Source organism: Donghicola sp. XS_ASV15 (assembly GCF_041224595.1).
Lineage (GTDB): Bacteria > Pseudomonadota > Alphaproteobacteria > Rhodobacterales > Rhodobacteraceae > Donghicola.
This window is the reverse complement of sequence record NZ_JBGFGN010000056.1, coordinates 1-14,085: the sequence shown is the minus strand read 5'-3', so window position 1 is coordinate 14,085 and position 14,085 is coordinate 1. Positions and strand designations below refer to the sequence as shown.

15 protein-coding genes and 1 pseudogene are annotated in these 14,085 nt (G+C 56.9%); 7 read left to right on the top strand and 9 right to left on the bottom strand.

Annotation, left to right across the window (positions count from 1 at the left end; genetic code table 11):
* Positions 1-120 precede the first annotated feature (120 nt).
* From AB9K37_RS01085 to AB9K37_RS01045, 9 genes are all read right to left on the bottom strand, one after another.
* Entirely contained in the window at positions 121-636 is a 516-nt protein-coding gene (locus AB9K37_RS01085) for a metallophosphoesterase family protein (protein WP_369835173.1), read from the bottom strand.
* Positions 637-685: 49 nt separating this feature from the next.
* Positions 686-1,372 carry a histidine phosphatase family protein gene (locus AB9K37_RS01080; protein ID WP_369835172.1) on the bottom strand — a complete coding sequence of 229 codons (687 nt, stop codon included), beginning with the start codon at positions 1,370-1,372 and terminating at the stop codon, positions 686-688.
* The gene (locus tag AB9K37_RS01075) at positions 1,365-2,450 is read right to left on the bottom strand and encodes an HprK-related kinase B (RefSeq protein WP_369835171.1); all 1,086 of its coding nucleotides are present in this window, start codon (positions 2,448-2,450) and stop codon (positions 1,365-1,367) included. The genes AB9K37_RS01080 and AB9K37_RS01075 overlap by 8 nt, the downstream gene beginning before the upstream one ends.
* Positions 2,447-3,328: a GAK system ATP-grasp enzyme gene (locus tag AB9K37_RS01070; protein ID WP_369835170.1), complete on the bottom strand. Its 882-nt coding sequence runs from the start codon at positions 3,326-3,328 to the stop codon at positions 2,447-2,449. The genes AB9K37_RS01075 and AB9K37_RS01070 overlap by 4 nt, the downstream gene beginning before the upstream one ends.
* A complete protein-coding gene (locus tag AB9K37_RS01065; protein WP_369835169.1) occupies positions 3,321-4,952 on the bottom strand; it encodes an aminoglycoside phosphotransferase family protein in 1,632 nt (543 codons plus the stop codon). The genes AB9K37_RS01070 and AB9K37_RS01065 overlap by 8 nt, the downstream gene beginning before the upstream one ends.
* Positions 4,953-5,081: 129 nt before the next feature.
* A complete protein-coding gene (locus AB9K37_RS01060; protein ID WP_369835168.1) occupies positions 5,082-5,558 on the bottom strand; it encodes a CYTH domain-containing protein in 477 nt (158 codons plus the stop codon).
* Positions 5,555-6,307 (bottom strand): ParA family protein, encoded by a 753-nt coding sequence (locus tag AB9K37_RS01055; RefSeq protein ID WP_303962321.1) that lies wholly within the window; start codon positions 6,305-6,307, stop codon positions 5,555-5,557. Before AB9K37_RS01055 ends, AB9K37_RS01060 begins: the two co-directional genes overlap by 4 nt.
* Positions 6,308-6,309: 2 nt before the next feature.
* On the bottom strand, positions 6,310-7,836 hold the full coding sequence (locus tag AB9K37_RS01050) for a CHAD domain-containing protein (protein WP_369835167.1): 1,527 nt from the start codon (positions 7,834-7,836) through the stop codon (positions 6,310-6,312).
* 3 nt (positions 7,837-7,839) lie between these two features.
* The gene (locus tag AB9K37_RS01045) at positions 7,840-8,013 is read right to left on the bottom strand and encodes a hypothetical protein (protein ID WP_303958373.1); all 174 of its coding nucleotides are present in this window, start codon (positions 8,011-8,013) and stop codon (positions 7,840-7,842) included.
* A gap of 161 nt (positions 8,014-8,174) precedes the next feature.
* On the opposite strand from AB9K37_RS01045, the gene AB9K37_RS01040 reads away from it, so the two are divergent.
* From AB9K37_RS01040 to AB9K37_RS01010, 7 genes and pseudogenes are all read left to right on the top strand, one after another.
* On the top strand, positions 8,175-8,372 hold the full coding sequence (locus AB9K37_RS01040; protein WP_303958376.1) for a hypothetical protein: 198 nt from the start codon (positions 8,175-8,177) through the stop codon (positions 8,370-8,372).
* Between the two features lie 258 nt (positions 8,373-8,630).
* Complete coding sequence (locus AB9K37_RS01035; protein WP_369835166.1) at positions 8,631-9,671, top strand: ABC transporter ATP-binding protein; 1,041 nt, start codon at positions 8,631-8,633, stop codon at positions 9,669-9,671.
* Positions 9,658-10,932, top strand: a complete 1,275-nt coding sequence (locus tag AB9K37_RS01030) for an ABC transporter substrate-binding protein (RefSeq protein WP_369835165.1) — start codon at positions 9,658-9,660, stop codon at positions 10,930-10,932. Before AB9K37_RS01035 ends, AB9K37_RS01030 begins: the two co-directional genes overlap by 14 nt.
* Positions 10,933-10,986: 54 nt before the next feature.
* Positions 10,987-11,859, top strand: coding sequence for a carbohydrate ABC transporter permease (locus AB9K37_RS01025; protein ID WP_369835164.1), 873 nt, complete (start codon positions 10,987-10,989; stop codon positions 11,857-11,859).
* On the top strand, positions 11,856-12,674 hold the full coding sequence (locus AB9K37_RS01020) for a carbohydrate ABC transporter permease (protein WP_369835163.1): 819 nt from the start codon (positions 11,856-11,858) through the stop codon (positions 12,672-12,674). The genes AB9K37_RS01025 and AB9K37_RS01020 overlap by 4 nt, the downstream gene beginning before the upstream one ends.
* Before the next feature lie 12 nt (positions 12,675-12,686).
* Entirely contained in the window at positions 12,687-13,496 is an 810-nt protein-coding gene (locus AB9K37_RS01015; RefSeq protein ID WP_369835162.1) for a sugar phosphate isomerase/epimerase family protein, read from the top strand.
* A 230-nt stretch (positions 13,497-13,726) separates the two neighbouring features.
* Positions 13,727-13,931 (top strand): annotated as a pseudogene (locus AB9K37_RS01010) (transposase); the annotation flags it as partial.
* Positions 13,932-14,085: the final 154 nt, after the last annotated feature.

The window sequence follows — 14,085 nt, the reverse complement described above, 5'->3', positions numbered from 1 at the left end:
CCTCACAGAATTGGCCTGACGGCCAATGCGCCTTGGACCGGGCTTGCTATATGAGGGCCGCACGCTCCAAGGCGCTCGCCCCAAACTGGCCGACTTTTGCTCCGCCACAATGGCCGAATTTTACTCCGCCGTTGACACCATGCGGACGAAAAGGTGTTCATTCAGCACGGTACGCTCTCCTTGAACCGCACCGATGGCCATGCGCATGCGCAGATCATGATTGCCGGCAAGGATTTGGACGTTTGCGCCTGCATCGATCACGCTAGCGATGGCGTCCAAGAGCGCCAGATTGCTCGGGCCTTTGTCCAAACTATCGCCGCCCAAAATGATGCGCGCCTGCTGGCCGAACTGCGTAAGCGTAATCCTATCTTGATTGCGGCGGATTGCACCTGCGCCAATCAAAGAACGCAGGAACCCTTCGGCATCCGCATGGGGGTCAGATACAAAAACGACTGGTTGATCGGGCCATTGCCATCCTCCGTGCGTACGAGCACTGGCCAAGCAAGATGCAATTTGTTCTGAACGCGCCTCGGGCCAAGGGCCAAGCGTTCGAGGCAGGTCCCCGAGGCATGATTCTGTATCAATGATTGGCGGCAAAGCCAGTCGTTTGCCCAAGGCCTTGTTGAGTTCAGTCATCCCTGCCCCTCCGCGTCGCCTGCGTGCGCCAACGCTCAGGGAATTGGGATTAATCCTTAGGCTCGTCCTTTGGGGGACGGACCTTCCACGCGCCAGCCAAGTGACGCCATGTACCATCGTTTTGATGACAGATCAGTGACGGGCGAGCGTGAAACATGGAATAGCTCGCGATCTCTTCGCGGTTTAAAATGCCCAAATGGTAGCAGGCGTGCCGATAGGATGCGCCATGCCCCACGAAGACGGTCAACTGACCAGGCTCTGCGGTCTGGGTAATGTACGCGGCAACACGCGCACCGGATTGGATCAGGCTTTCTGCGCCCTCGAGCGGCAGGCAGTAATTGCTCTCAGACTTCCAACCCTTGGGTGGCGCATCATATCGAGGATCATTTCGCAAGGCGGTCTCGACCTCGGCGACTGTCAGGTTTGCTGCGCTGCCAAGGCTGCGCTCGCCTAACGCCGAAGTCTCGGCGATCTCTTCAATGCGAAAGCCGGATGCTTTTAGGCCTTCAGCCAGAATGCTTGCGGTTTGCCACGCCCGCAGTTGCCGAGAGCTATGAATCTTTGGTGACAGGACCAAATCGAACTTAGAAATCATCTCCTGCAGCAGAGCCGCGCCAGCTTGAGCTTGAGCAATTCCTTCTTCCGTCAGTGCCCATGGCTGCCGCGCCGAGGGCACTCCCTTGCGCTGGTGGTAGTCCCCATGGCGCAGAAAAGCGACATAGCGCGGCTCAGCCATCGAACAGATCGCGCCCTGCTGCGGCAATCTTGTCAAAATCGATCTTGCCCGATACTTCGCAGACCCGCACACCCTTCAGAGCATCTAGATAGGGCGCAGGATCAGGCGCGTTTCCGTTCGGCTCGAAGCTACCATCGACATGCTGATAGAAGGGACCAGGGCTTTTCATAATGGCTTGCAGCAGGTCCGGGCGAGAGGAAAGATCGACTTCGCTGATGCGTGTGTCCTCCTCAGCCCCATGGCTCCAGTTAAGCACCCAAAAATCGGTCATGGGTGCATCGAAGCGCACCCGCCCTGGCCCGTAAATGTCTCTGATCACGAGATCATGTTTGTCTTCGAGTGCCCACAAATCTGCAGTGTCCATTGCGTTCAACTCTTCGATCCGCGTCTCTGTCAGCATGTCCGCCAGACGCGGATTGCCTAGAATCGTGCCCGGATTGATACGTGGCTGCTTCGGTATCCCAAGCGCCTGAACAGGCGCACCACCTTTGATCAAAACGCGGTCGTTGCTGAGGAAAGACAGCCCGTCGATATCCATTAGACGCAAAATTGACGTGGACTTTCCACCGCCCGACAGGCCGGAAATTGCCAGCGTCTGACGTCCATTCGTGACCGCAGCCGCATGCGCCAACTGCCATCCTTTGCGCAAAGCTATGTTAAGAGCCTGCGTATTGATGAAGTTGATAACGGTGCTTTCATTTTGCTCCAGCGGCCCAAAAGCTACTGCATGATCGAACGACTGGAAAAAAGTCACGCCGCTGCGCACTTTGCGGATCAGGCGCGCGCCGTCCAGATCGCAGATCGCATCCTTGCGACCGATCTTGCCACCTTCGCGCAGCCAATCGGTCCATGCAGGCTCTGGCAACATATGTTGGTCAGGCAGTAGGTGGACGGTGACCGCGCCTGCCTCATCGGACAGAACGTCCGCGAAATATGTCATCAATCGGCCACGCAGGGGCTCTGGACACAAAACCCTGATCCTGATCTCGCCGACCTTGAGCGCAAACCCTTCCTCTCCGGCGGCAGCTAGATCAAGTTGCGCCAGTACATCCGCAGCGCTCAGTTGGGCAGTGGTCATGCAGATACCTCGGAGATCACATATTCGGCCACCAAAGCCGCCGCATCGATCCCGCATCCTTTCAACGCGCCGGAATAGCCGCCAAAGGCCGAGACTTCAAAGACAATCGGCCCCTTCGGCGTGAGCGCGATATCGACAGTGGTGAAGGTCAGGCCAAAAGGCTCTTGTGCACGGCGGCCCAATTCGATCAGCTCGGGCGTCGGCTCGTAGGGCGCGTATTTGCCCCCAGAGTGGATCGTCGTATTCCAGCTGTCGTTCTGACTGACGCGGGCGTAGGTGCACAAGTACGCACCGTTCAGGAACACCATGCCCAGATCATGCCCCGACAAATCCGCCTTGGCCTGAATGTACATCACGGGATTGGCCGCTTTGAACGCCGCGATTTGCGCCTCGGCATCGGGGGCGTCCGCGTCTAGCAGCACCATCCCGCGGGCCTTGGTCGAGAAGAGCGGCTTGAACACGGCAGACCCATAGCGGTTCAACGCGGTACGGGCGTCTTCGACGCATTCTGTGATGGTGGTGGGCGGCATCGGCAGACCCGCATTCGACAGCGTCACTGTGCAGGCCAAGCGGTCCATTAAGCGGATCACGCGTTCTGTAGGGCTGAAGACGCGAACCCCACGCGCCTCTGCCACGCGGAGCATTTCCAGCCGGTCCAATGCATCGGGACTGTAGATTTCCGCAGCCTTCTTCAGCACCAGCCCGTCCAGACCGCACAGATCAAGGTCACCGCACATCAACGAGCGGTTTTCCAGATCAAGCCGGACATCCGCCATGTCGATCACCTGCCGATAGCCCGTGCGTTCCGCAAAAGCGTCGGCCAAAGCCTCGGTCGACCATTTTCCCGGCGTGCCAATCACGCCTATGCGTTTAGTCATAAAAGAGGTCCCTTATGGGCAGTTTGAAACGCGCCTCACGCCCCTCGGGCACGGCCAGCGCGGTTTCTAGGATATAGCGGGCACGCAGCAGCATCCGCCGCGCGTGGTTTTGATCGACGACAAAGCGAGTCGAACTGGCGAACGAGCGCGCCAGCCCCAAGGCCAACCGGTAGTCGTAAGTCGCGTCCTTCTGTCGGCGCGCAAATTTAGAGGCCATCTGGTGCATATCCGTCGCGACGCGGGCGATGCGCTGACGGGTGGATCGGTCCAGCACTTGAAGCCGATAATTCGACACCATAAAGACCGAGACATCCTGCACGTAGTCCATGTAGCGCGACCTGTGCAGATCGATGAAACGGATCTTGGCGCTGACGGGGTCATAGATCACGTTGTCCAGATTGAAATCACCGTGGATGTACACCGAGAAAGGCGCTGAAAGCCGCTCTTCTCGTTTTGCCGCTTCGGCGATTAGATCATCAAAGCCGTGCACGACGCAGCCATTCACATTCTGCGCGCCCTTCGCGAACCAAGGGTGCAGGCGGTAGACGTCCGTCATCCGTTTAGACAGCTGCTCCATCGCCTTCATGACTGCTGGTTCGGGGCTGGCTGTCTGCCTCCAGATATCCCGGACCGTGCGATGCAAGGCTGTTTGCGCCTCGGCCAAGGCGTCGTCGCTGCCCCCCAGAAGGATGTCTTCGAAAGTCTCGCCATCGAGGTGTTCGATCAACAGGGCCGCAGATTTCCCGCTTTTCTCGTAGGACAGGATTTCAGGGGCCAGACCCGGATAGACCGAGTTCCAGCTCTTTACACCAACCCGCTCTTCCTTGACCTTGCGCTTGTCGCCGTCCTTGAACACGGCAGAGATCGTATCGCCGCTGGGTCCCTGCATCCTGACGCTCGAAATCGCAGAGCCAGAGCGCGTTTCGGCCAACGGTGTCAGCGCCACCTCTTTGCCTGCGGACACAGAGGACAAGACGCTGCGCAGGGTAAAGTATTTCTCGAAACGAACGGACTGCCCGATGTTGATCGACAGGATCGCCTCGGAAATGGCCTGCAGCGCCTCTCCGATCCGCGTGGTCTCGTTCAGAGTCAGCAGAGCAAAGGCCAGATCTTGCGTGTGTTTCGACCCTTCCATCTCGCGGGTGTAGGCCGCGAAAAGAATTGCGTGGAATTTTTCGATGGACTGTCGCTCTTTGCCAATCGTGACCGCAAGCTTGCTATCCCGATCCGCCAATGCCGCCTGAATCCGCCCCACCGTTTTTCGCACACGACCAAGCGGTGCCACATATTCGGCTGCTCGTAGCAGCTTCTTGCGCTCGATCTTCTCGGCTTGACCTACAGCGCGGCGAGCGAGACGCGCGATCAGGTCCAGATTCCGTGCAATCGTATCGATGCCCTGCAGATGCAGGTCCGTTCGATTGTCCTGTTTTTCCCGGATCATAGCGGCCAGGCATGCTTTACTCACACGAGAAGAGAGGTTTCCCGAATAGCCTGACCGCTGCATCAATTGCGCTGCCAACTTGGACTGCGGATCCTTGAAATAGGTGACCAGCTTTTGCAATTGGCCATCCATCTCCGCGATCAGCAGGGACAAGTTTTCCGCAATCGGATCGATCTGGGGCACCGTTTGGTTTCCTGAAAGTCTAGTCTGTCGGTCTGGCCCGCCGCGCTGAAGCAGCAGGCGCACATTCGGGTTAGCTTACAGATCAAATTCTGCAGTTCTGTGAAGGTAGGCCCCCGAACAGAGACTCTTTTATGTCGGGAGCTGATCAGCTACCGACAATGCACTATTTTTATAGCGTTTGTCTTCGGTTACGTCTGCGCCAAACCAGCTAGGCGCTTTGAATGCCTTAGCTTCTTCGACCGAGGAAAACTCAACCTCGACCAATTGCAACCCTGCCAAGTGGCCCTCGAAGATATCAAGTTCAACCGCCGCGCCACCCGGCAGTGCGCCGGTGTATCGGGTCTTTTCCAAACGTCGGCCTTCGGTCGCAGGCCAGAGTGTTTCAAACTGGGCTAGCTCTATTGCAGTTTCGTATTCCGACCTCGCGAGAGTGCCTTTGGATTTGACGGTGATATAGTAGCCCTGCCCCTTTTGGCGGACCCGCACCTCAATGCTATCCTCGCCAGATGTGATGTAACCTTGGCGGACGACTTCGGCTTTGAAGTCGTCCAAAGCAGGGCACTCAATAACGAGGAACTTCTTCTCGATTTCCGTGGGCGCGCTCATGCTTTGCTCAGCCTTTCCATCACTTCATCATGCAACTGTCGATAGGCCACTGAGACCGCGCTGCGGGGCGCTGTGGCCACCACTGGGGCTCGGTGCACGCCCATCCGCTCGACATCGGAGGCAAAGGCGATCTGCGTGTTGAGGAAGCGCTTCTTATGCTCTTTGCGCATTTCTTCCATAGTCTGACCGTGCAGAGACTTCACCCCTTGGGACATTGAGAAGAATGCATGAAGTTTTTTTGGGGGTAGTCCATTCTCGCGAAAGAACTCCTCGAGTTGTTGAAACGTCCTCTGGGACAGGGTCGTAGGTATCACAGGCACCACGATGCCGTCTGCCGTACTGAAGACGTTTTCAGACAGGGTAGAGATATTCGGGGGGCAATCCAAAAGGATAACATCATAGTCGCTCTTTACCGATTTCAGCGCCTTTTTTAGTCGTGAACGGCTGTTCTTCATCCGGCTGAGAAATACGTCGAAGTCGCGAAACGTCATATTCGCGGGCAGAATGTCCAGATTGTCGTAGTCGCTACCACGGATCGACTTGGTGAAACGCTCAACATCATCAAAGAACTTCGTTTCAGTCAGCTTTTTGGACGGTTTCACACGGAAATAGAAGCTCGACGCCCCCTGCGGGTCCAGATCGCAGAGCAAGGTCCTGCGTCCGGCATCTGCCAGTGCATAAGCTAGGTTCACGGCGGTCGCAGTTTTGCCGACGCCTCCCTTGTTTGAATAGCAAGCAATGATTTTCATTGTTACCCCTCCCCGCCGTGGAAAAGATCTCGGAAAGTTGTTTGTGTTTCCGGACTATTGAACGCTGTGAAACTCTCGACGACCTTTTGCCTTTCATCGAGCTGACGTTGGTGCAGCACCGCGATCAAAGCACCGACGCTTTGCGCAAGTTGCATGTTGCCCACGTGATCGCCGGCCCCCAGCCCGTCGAGGAAGTCTTTTAGGCTCTCTTGTTGCACCGAATAGTCGTTGAACAGTCCTAGATTATCCTGCAGCTTTTTCAGTGGTTTGATCAACGACTTGAACTCTTTCTTCGGGAATGCGGGTTGAAAGAACTCCATCAGGTAGCGCAGTTTCTTGCACTGGATACGCAGTTCGTGGACTTCTTCATCCTCTGTTTGGTCATCGATTCCCGCAGCGATTTTGCAAATCTTGCGATAACGCTTCCAGATCAGAGCAGATGCGAAATCATGAGCGGGTTCGTCCGCCGCCGGCCCCGTGTGCAACTTCTTTGGCGTGTCGAACAGGTGGATCAGTTTCGTGATCTCTGCCTCGTAGCTTTTGCTCTTCAGATGCTTTGACAGTTTCCGGAGTGCCTCAGCGCGCTCGGCCGCGAACATCTCGAACATGCGCTCCAGCCCGCCGTGCAGACTTTTTGGCAAAAGATCGAAGAAGAAGTCGCGCTCAAGCAGGTACACATCCAGATCTCGCAGCCGCCCTGTAGGGGCCATCAGATTAGAAAACCGCAGCTTTAGCTTTTCCGTCTGCTTTTCGGAGTACACGCCTTTGAATAGGCTCGTCACCGACCGGATTTTGCGCAGGGCAATCCGGTAGTCGTGCAAGTACTCGACATCAATATCGTCAATCACGCCCTGCTCGTTGCGTCGGGCGACAGGCAGATAGGCCCCGATGATCGCATTGGCAGTTTCGAACGCTGTGGCATCATGGGCCAGACACAGTTCGGGCTTGGCGACGTAGGGTTGATGATCAGGAAACAGAGCCTCCAGCGGGTGGGCGTCGGCCAAAGGAACGCCTCCTGCCGAAACCAGATCATTCTGCAATTGATCAAAGGCTTTGTCGTAGCCTCGCAAGCTCTGCAGTTGTGCGATAGCAACGCCTTGTCCAGTCTCTGTTGTCAGCACATGGAATTTCGCGCGAGCCTGCGTTTTCTCTTCTTCGTCAACAACCGCAATATGCGCGGTGGACCAACGCCCTTGCCCCAATGGGACCAGACTCCGGAGTGCGGGAACAAAGCCAAGGGTTTCTCTGACCGCACCCGAGGGAAGGTCGGCGACAAAGCGAGCTGGAGACGCGACATCAGACTGCGCAATCATCGCGCCATCTGAGGTCCAGAGGATAAGCTGAGCGCCCACCTGTAGCAGGCACATGCCACGCTGGCGCAGGTCTTCGTCAAACGTGTCCAACAGGTCAAAAGCTGAGTCGTCTTCGCTGCGGATCAGTTGCGCGGTCAGTTTGCCCGACGGTGCGCCTGAAAAAGCGTCAAGCGCCGAGGCCGGAACCAAGTACGTAGGAACGGGTAAGATTGTCATGCTTCAGGATTTCTTCAGATAGTCTTCCACAAGGGTTTCGATGATCCTCTGAACGCTTGTATCGTCTTCGATCGCGCGCAGTTTCAAAGCCTTGAGAGTTTTGCTGTCCAGCCGGAGCGAGGTGTTCTTCTTCTTAGATTTGTCATCTTTGACCGAGGATTTTTTATCTTTCGACATGGGCAGACCATTTTGACGTAATGACGTCATTATTTCACTTTAGTGAAGTTTTCTCAACCACTTGGAAAAAATTTATTGAAATCACTCGTGAACGGGCTTGTCATACGGGCAGAAAGAACAGAAACCGGATCTCCTTCAATTATGCCAACTAGGTAGATGTTATGGAAAAATGCCTGTTTGTCGCCGAGACAGATGACAGCAATGCAGTTAGCCACGTTTGGTTCCGCAATGAACAAGGCTTGCCGCGCCCCGTACAACCGCGTGACGTCACCCCCGACCTGCTCTCCAATGCCGAGTTTTTCGGTGCGCCCGCTGAGTCGATTTCGGCTTGGCTAGAGCGCTTCGTGCGCGATCAGTAAAAGGCAGCCAACAAAGCACCCCTCTTCAGATATTCAGGGCCACCAGTGGACTTCTTTTCTTTCTGCTGGTGGTTTGCTCGTCACCACGCCGAAGACAACCCTTATACATTCTCATTATGAGATGCGCTGACGGTCACGTGGCACACTTCAAACTCACTCGCTGACATAAAATATTCTTTTACTGTCACTTCGCGTTTGCCATTTGATGGTCTCTGCACACGTATGCAGAACACCCAAGACCCCATCCAGATCTCCTCCTTGACCCGCGCATTTGGCGAGAGTTATGCGCTGCGCGACGTGTCTGTGACCTTGAGGCAGGGAGAGTTTTCAGTCCTACTAGGGCCGTCCGGATGCGGAAAATCGACCCTACTGAGGTTAATCGCTGGATTGGATCAGCAGACCAGCGGCTCAATTGTAATTAACGGTAAAGATGTAGGGCACACCACGCCGAATGGCCGGAACGTATCAATGGTGTTCCAGTCTTATGCCCTCTTCCCACACCTGAACGTCGCCGAGAATATCCTCTTTGGTCTGAAGGTACGCAAAACCCCCAAAGCAGTGCGTATCCAGCGCCTGTCGCGTGTGGCCGAGATGATGGGCCTGAGCACCCTATTGGATCGCAAGCCAGCGCAACTGTCAGGCGGACAGCAGCAGCGTGTGGCCCTGGCCCGAGCGGTGATCAGCGAACGTCCGATTTGCCTGATGGACGAACCTCTGTCGAACCTTGATGCCAAGTTGCGGACCGAGATGCGAGTCGAGCTGCGCGCGCTGCAGCAACAGCTTGGTCTGACTGTCGTGTATGTGACGCATGATCAAGTCGAGGCAATGACAATGGCCGACCAGATTATTGTCATGAACCAAGGCCGGATCGAGCAGGCCGGTACCCCCCAGGACATATATGCCCGTCCTGCCACGACCTTCACCGCGGGCTTTATCGGTACGCCGCCGATGGCGCTATTCGACCCTGCCGATCTAGCGGGCGGGGCCCTCCCCGATGTGCGCCAGCCCCACCTGATCGGTTTGCGGGCCGAGGACATACATGTGGCACCCCGCGGCCCCACCGCGCGGATCTCCAGCATCGAATACCTTGGCGCGGATCGTTTGGTCAGCGCGACAGCAGGCCAGACGCGGTTCATCATGCGGATGCCAGCAGCCGCCCCTGTACCCCCTTCCGAGTTCCCCCTTGGCTGGTCGCCAGAGGCCGTCAGCGTCTTTGCCAACAATGGCCAGCGCCTGACCCAATACGATTTTCCCACCCCGTCCCTAGCTCAAAAGGACACGACCCATGAAACTGCGTAACGTCTACTTCGCAAGCTCGGCGATAGCCGCTCTGGCGACCGGTGCCTCGGCGACCGATCTGGAATTCTACTTCCCCGTGGCCGTAGGCGGCGCGGCAGCGGACACCATTCAGGCCCTGACCGAAGAATACATGGCCAACAACGCTGACGTAAACATCGACGCGATCTACACTGGCTCTTATGCGGACACCACGACCAAGGCGATCACAGCCGTCCGTGGCGGCAACGCGCCTCAGCTGATCATCTCTCTCTCGACCGACATGTTCACCTTTATCGACGAAGACATGATCGTAGCATGGGATGATTTCGTCACCGAAGAAGAGCAGAAAGACTGGATCGGCGGCTTTTACCCTGCGTTCATGGCGAACAGCCAGACCGAAGGCAAAACTTGGGGTATTCCTTTCCAGCGCTCGACACCTGTTCTCTACTGGAACAAAGAGGCGTTCGCAGCCGCTGGCCTGAACCCCGAAGAAGGTCCCAAAAACTGGGCTGAAATGGTGGAAATGGGCAAAGCCCTGACCGTCAATGACGACGCGGGCAACGTCACCCAGTGGGGCGTTCATATCCCGTCGTCGGGCTTCCCCTCGTGGCTCTGGACCGGCATCGTCGCGGGCAACGGCGGCAAACTGGCGGACGAAACCGGCACTAAGGTAACCTTCAACTCTGACGCGGCTGTTGGCGCGCTCGAGGCTCTGGTCGCCCTTTCGGCCACCGACGAAGTCATGGCTCCCGGCATTCTGGATTGGGGCGGCACCCCCAAGGCGTTCTTCGACGGTCAAGCCGCGATGATCTGGACCACCACCGGCAACCTGACCAACGTGCGCACCAACGCCCCCTTTGACTTTGGCGTGGGCTTCCTGCCTGGCCTGCAGCAGAACGGCGCCCCTACCGGAGGCGGCAACTTCTACCTGCTGAAGGGGGCAAGCGACGAAGAACTGCAAGCCGCTGCGGACTTTGTCAAATGGGTCACCGAGCCCGAGCAAGCCGCCAAGTGGAGCATCGCAACCGGCTACGTCGCACCCCGCCCCGACGTCTGGGACACCGATACTATGAAAGTCTACACCGCCGACTTCCCGCAGGCGCTGGTCGCCCGTGATCAGCTGGAATACGCAGTGCCAGAGCTGTCGACCTTTGAAGGCCCCAAGGTCACCCAGCTGCTGAATTCGGCACTGGAATCGGCGATCACCGGTCAGACCGAGCCCAAGGCCGCTCTGGATGGCGCGCAGGCCGCTGCCGAAGCGATCCTGAAGCCCTACTACTAAGTCTTTCTGGGGGCCTTCGACTGCGGGGGCCCCTTTGTTTTTTCGGGGGTGAGTATGATCAAACGTGACTGGATCTACGCATGGGCGCTGCTCTTGCCGGCGTTCGTATTCCTGATCACCTTCACCCATCTGCCCGCGGTTCAGACGCTGCTGAACAGCTTCTGGACTACACCCAAAGGCCGCCGCGCCTCGGTATTCACCGGCCTTGGCAACTATGAGCAGATGTTGAGCGATCCGGTCTTCATCAAAGCGATGGTGAACTCGGCGATCTATGCCGCGATCACGATCCCCACCTCGATCGCATTGGCTCTGATTATGGCGCTACTGGTGCATCGCTCATTTCGAGGAGTCGGGCTGTTGCGCATGTCTTTTTTCACGCCAACGGTCCTGCCCCTGATCGCGGTCGCCAATATCTGGCTGTTCTTTTACGCGCCAGGCTTTGGCCTGATTGACCAAATCCGACTATTCTTCGGACTGCCTTCTGCCAATTACGCTGGCCAGCCGGACACCGCTCTCTATTCGGTGGCCGCAGTGACCATCTGGAAGGAAGCGGGCTTCTTTATGATCTTCTTTCTCGCGGCATTGCAAACCGTCCCCGAAACCCTGCGTGAAGCCGCCGCGATCGAGGGATGCTCGCGCTGGACCTTCTTTCGCCGCGTGACCTTGCCGCTAATCATGCCGACGACCCTGTTTGTGTCAGTCAACGCGGTGATCAACGCCTTCCGCCTTGTGGACCATGTGTTCGTGATGACCAAAGGCGGGCCTGATAACGCCTCGATGCTGCTGCTCTATTACATCTACGAGACTGGCTTTCGGTTCTGGGACACAGCGTATGCGGCGGCGCTGACGGTGGTGCTGATCGCGATCATCGGGATCGTGGGGATCGGACAGTTCTTTCTTGCGGATAAGCGGGTGCACTACAAATGATCCAAGACACACCCCTCGATCGTTTTCTGATCCGAAGCGCAGGCACTTTGCTGGGACTTCTCTGGATCGTCCCTCTTGCCTACGCCGTTTGGGCCGCGATCCACCCGCCCGCATTTGAGGCCCGCTTTGACGTAACCGCCCCGTTGACGCTGGAGAACTTTATCAGTGCTTGGGACCAAGCTCCCTTCGCTCGCTATTTCCTGAACTCCATCCTCTTGGTCGGGGTGATCCTGAGCGCCCAATTGATCCTGTGCACGCTGGCGGCCTTCGCTTTTGCCCGCTTGGAGTTTCCTGGAAAATCGATCCTCTTTGCCCTGATCCTGATGCAGTTGCTGGTGATGCCCGACATCCTGCTGGTCGAGAATTACCGGACCATGCGCAGCCTCGGGCTGGTGGACACTATCCTAGCCATCGGCTTGCCCTATTTTGCCTCGGGGTTTGCGATTTTCTTGCTGCGCCAGACCTTTATGACCATTCCCAAGGAACTGGACGAAGCCGCACGGATCGAAGGCTGCTCCCTTCTTGGTCTGCTCTGGCGAGTCTACGTCCCCTTGGGCAAACCCGCGATGCTTGCCTTTGGCCTCGTCTCGGTCAGTCATCACTGGAACAATTTCCTCTGGCCCCTGATCATCACCAATTCCGTCGAAACAAGGCCCCTGACCGTGGGCCTGTCGATCTTTGCCACCACCGATAGTGGCACATCTTGGGCGGTGATCAACGCCGCAACACTCATGACTTCTGCCCCACTTTTGTTGGGTTTCTTCCTCTTCCAACGCCAGTTCGTGCAGCGCTTTATGCGCGCTGGCATCAAATAAAGGACCACTCTTTTGGCTCTTTCCACCATTGGCGCAGCTGTTGAATTCGACAGCTACCTATCCATCAAAAACTGGCTCTGTGAGTCCGACCGCCCCATCGAGATCCAGGATTTCGTCATGCCCGACGTGATCGCGGGCGATTGCAGCGACCTGATCGGCCAGTACCAAGCCGCGCTCGACGGCCATAACGGCCCGCGCGGCATCCACGGCCCGTTCTTTGGCCTCGAGCTATCCAATCCCGATCGCTCCATACGCGCCATCATTCAGGAACGCTTCCTCAAGGGGCTAGAGATCGCCGAAGCATTGGGCGGCACCCATATGGTCATTCACAGCCCGTTCACCATGTGGAACGTTTTGAACCGCCGGAACTACCCCAAGGTCGAAGCACAAATGTTCGAAGCAGCCGCCGACTGTTTGGCCCCCGCTCTGGCCCGCGCCCAAGACATCGGATGCACCTTAATGCTGGAAAACATCGAGGACACCGACCCTGCCACCCGCGTGGATCTGGTCCGCCAGATCAATCATCCGAACTTGAAGGTCCCTATCGACACTGGCCACGCGGATCTAGCGCACAATAATTACAACGCCCCGCCAGTACCCGACTTCATCGCGGCTGCTAGCGGCCATCTGGGGCATGTCCACTTGCAAGACGTCGACGGCTATGCCGACCGTCACTGGCACCCCGGCGAGGGCCGTATCAACTGGGATCCCGTTCTGAATGGATTGGATGCTATAGAAGAAACGCCACGCCTGATTATCGAAGTCCGTGACCGTCTTAAAATACTCCCGAAAACAGTGGCCTGGTTAGAAACACTAATTTAAGCCCTGAACGTTTTTCAACGAAGGGAACCGCTTTGAGAAACTGCCCCTCCCCGACGGCGTACGCCTGCGAGGCTCAACAAACTATTCTGCCATGAAGGGCGTCTTCCGCATTCTTCGGTTTCCTCGGCACTGTGGGTGACGTCCCATGAGATGGTGTAGATTCAGGTGGACATTGGGTTTCTGGGTAAGGTCAGGTTGCAAGTCACCATCTAATCCAAGGATGACACCCAATGATCAAGCCCATGATGGACCTCCGCGCTTGTGGAAAAGAGCTCTGATGCGGATTTACTGCGCGAGATGATTGGCTTTGCCGCCGAACGGCTGATGGAGCTGGAGGTTGGCGCCAAGACTGGTGCAGACTACGGCGAGAAGAGCAGCGAGAGGCTGGCTGAACGCAACGGTTATCGAGAGCGGGATTGGCAGACCCGCGCGGGCAGAGGTGGTCGCGGAATTTCGGACCAGAGTTTAAGATGGGTCGCCTGATGAAAGAGACGATCTACAATGGCAAAGAGAAAGAACCACTCACCTGATTTCAAGGCGAAGGTCGCCTTGGAAGCGATCCGCGAAGAGATGACGCTGGCTGAACTGT

What these genes read in the sequence shown, in the direction of transcription:
- AB9K37_RS01085 (WP_369835173.1), bottom strand. Translation starts at nt 636, where the DNA reads ATGACTGAACTCAACAAGGCCTTGGGCAAACGACTGGCTTTGCCGCCA.
- AB9K37_RS01080 (WP_369835172.1), bottom strand. Translation starts at nt 1,372, where the DNA reads ATGGCTGAGCCGCGCTATGTCGCTTTTCTGCGCCATGGGGACTACCAC.
- AB9K37_RS01075 (WP_369835171.1), bottom strand. Translation starts at nt 2,450, where the DNA reads ATGACCACTGCCCAACTGAGCGCTGCGGATGTACTGGCGCAACTTGAT.
- AB9K37_RS01070 (WP_369835170.1), bottom strand. Translation starts at nt 3,328, where the DNA reads ATGACTAAACGCATAGGCGTGATTGGCACGCCGGGAAAATGGTCGACC.
- AB9K37_RS01060 (WP_369835168.1), bottom strand. Translation starts at nt 5,558, where the DNA reads ATGAGCGCGCCCACGGAAATCGAGAAGAAGTTCCTCGTTATTGAGTGC.
- AB9K37_RS01055 (WP_303962321.1), bottom strand. Translation starts at nt 6,307, where the DNA reads ATGAAAATCATTGCTTGCTATTCAAACAAGGGAGGCGTCGGCAAAACT.
- AB9K37_RS01050 (WP_369835167.1), bottom strand. Translation starts at nt 7,836, where the DNA reads ATGACAATCTTACCCGTTCCTACGTACTTGGTTCCGGCCTCGGCGCTT.
- AB9K37_RS01045 (WP_303958373.1), bottom strand. Translation starts at nt 8,013, where the DNA reads ATGTCGAAAGATAAAAAATCCTCGGTCAAAGATGACAAATCTAAGAAG.
- AB9K37_RS01040 (WP_303958376.1), top strand. Translation starts at nt 8,175, where the DNA reads ATGGAAAAATGCCTGTTTGTCGCCGAGACAGATGACAGCAATGCAGTT.
- AB9K37_RS01030 (WP_369835165.1), top strand. Translation starts at nt 9,658, where the DNA reads ATGAAACTGCGTAACGTCTACTTCGCAAGCTCGGCGATAGCCGCTCTG.
- AB9K37_RS01025 (WP_369835164.1), top strand. Translation starts at nt 10,987, where the DNA reads ATGATCAAACGTGACTGGATCTACGCATGGGCGCTGCTCTTGCCGGCG.
- AB9K37_RS01020 (WP_369835163.1), top strand. Translation starts at nt 11,856, where the DNA reads ATGATCCAAGACACACCCCTCGATCGTTTTCTGATCCGAAGCGCAGGC.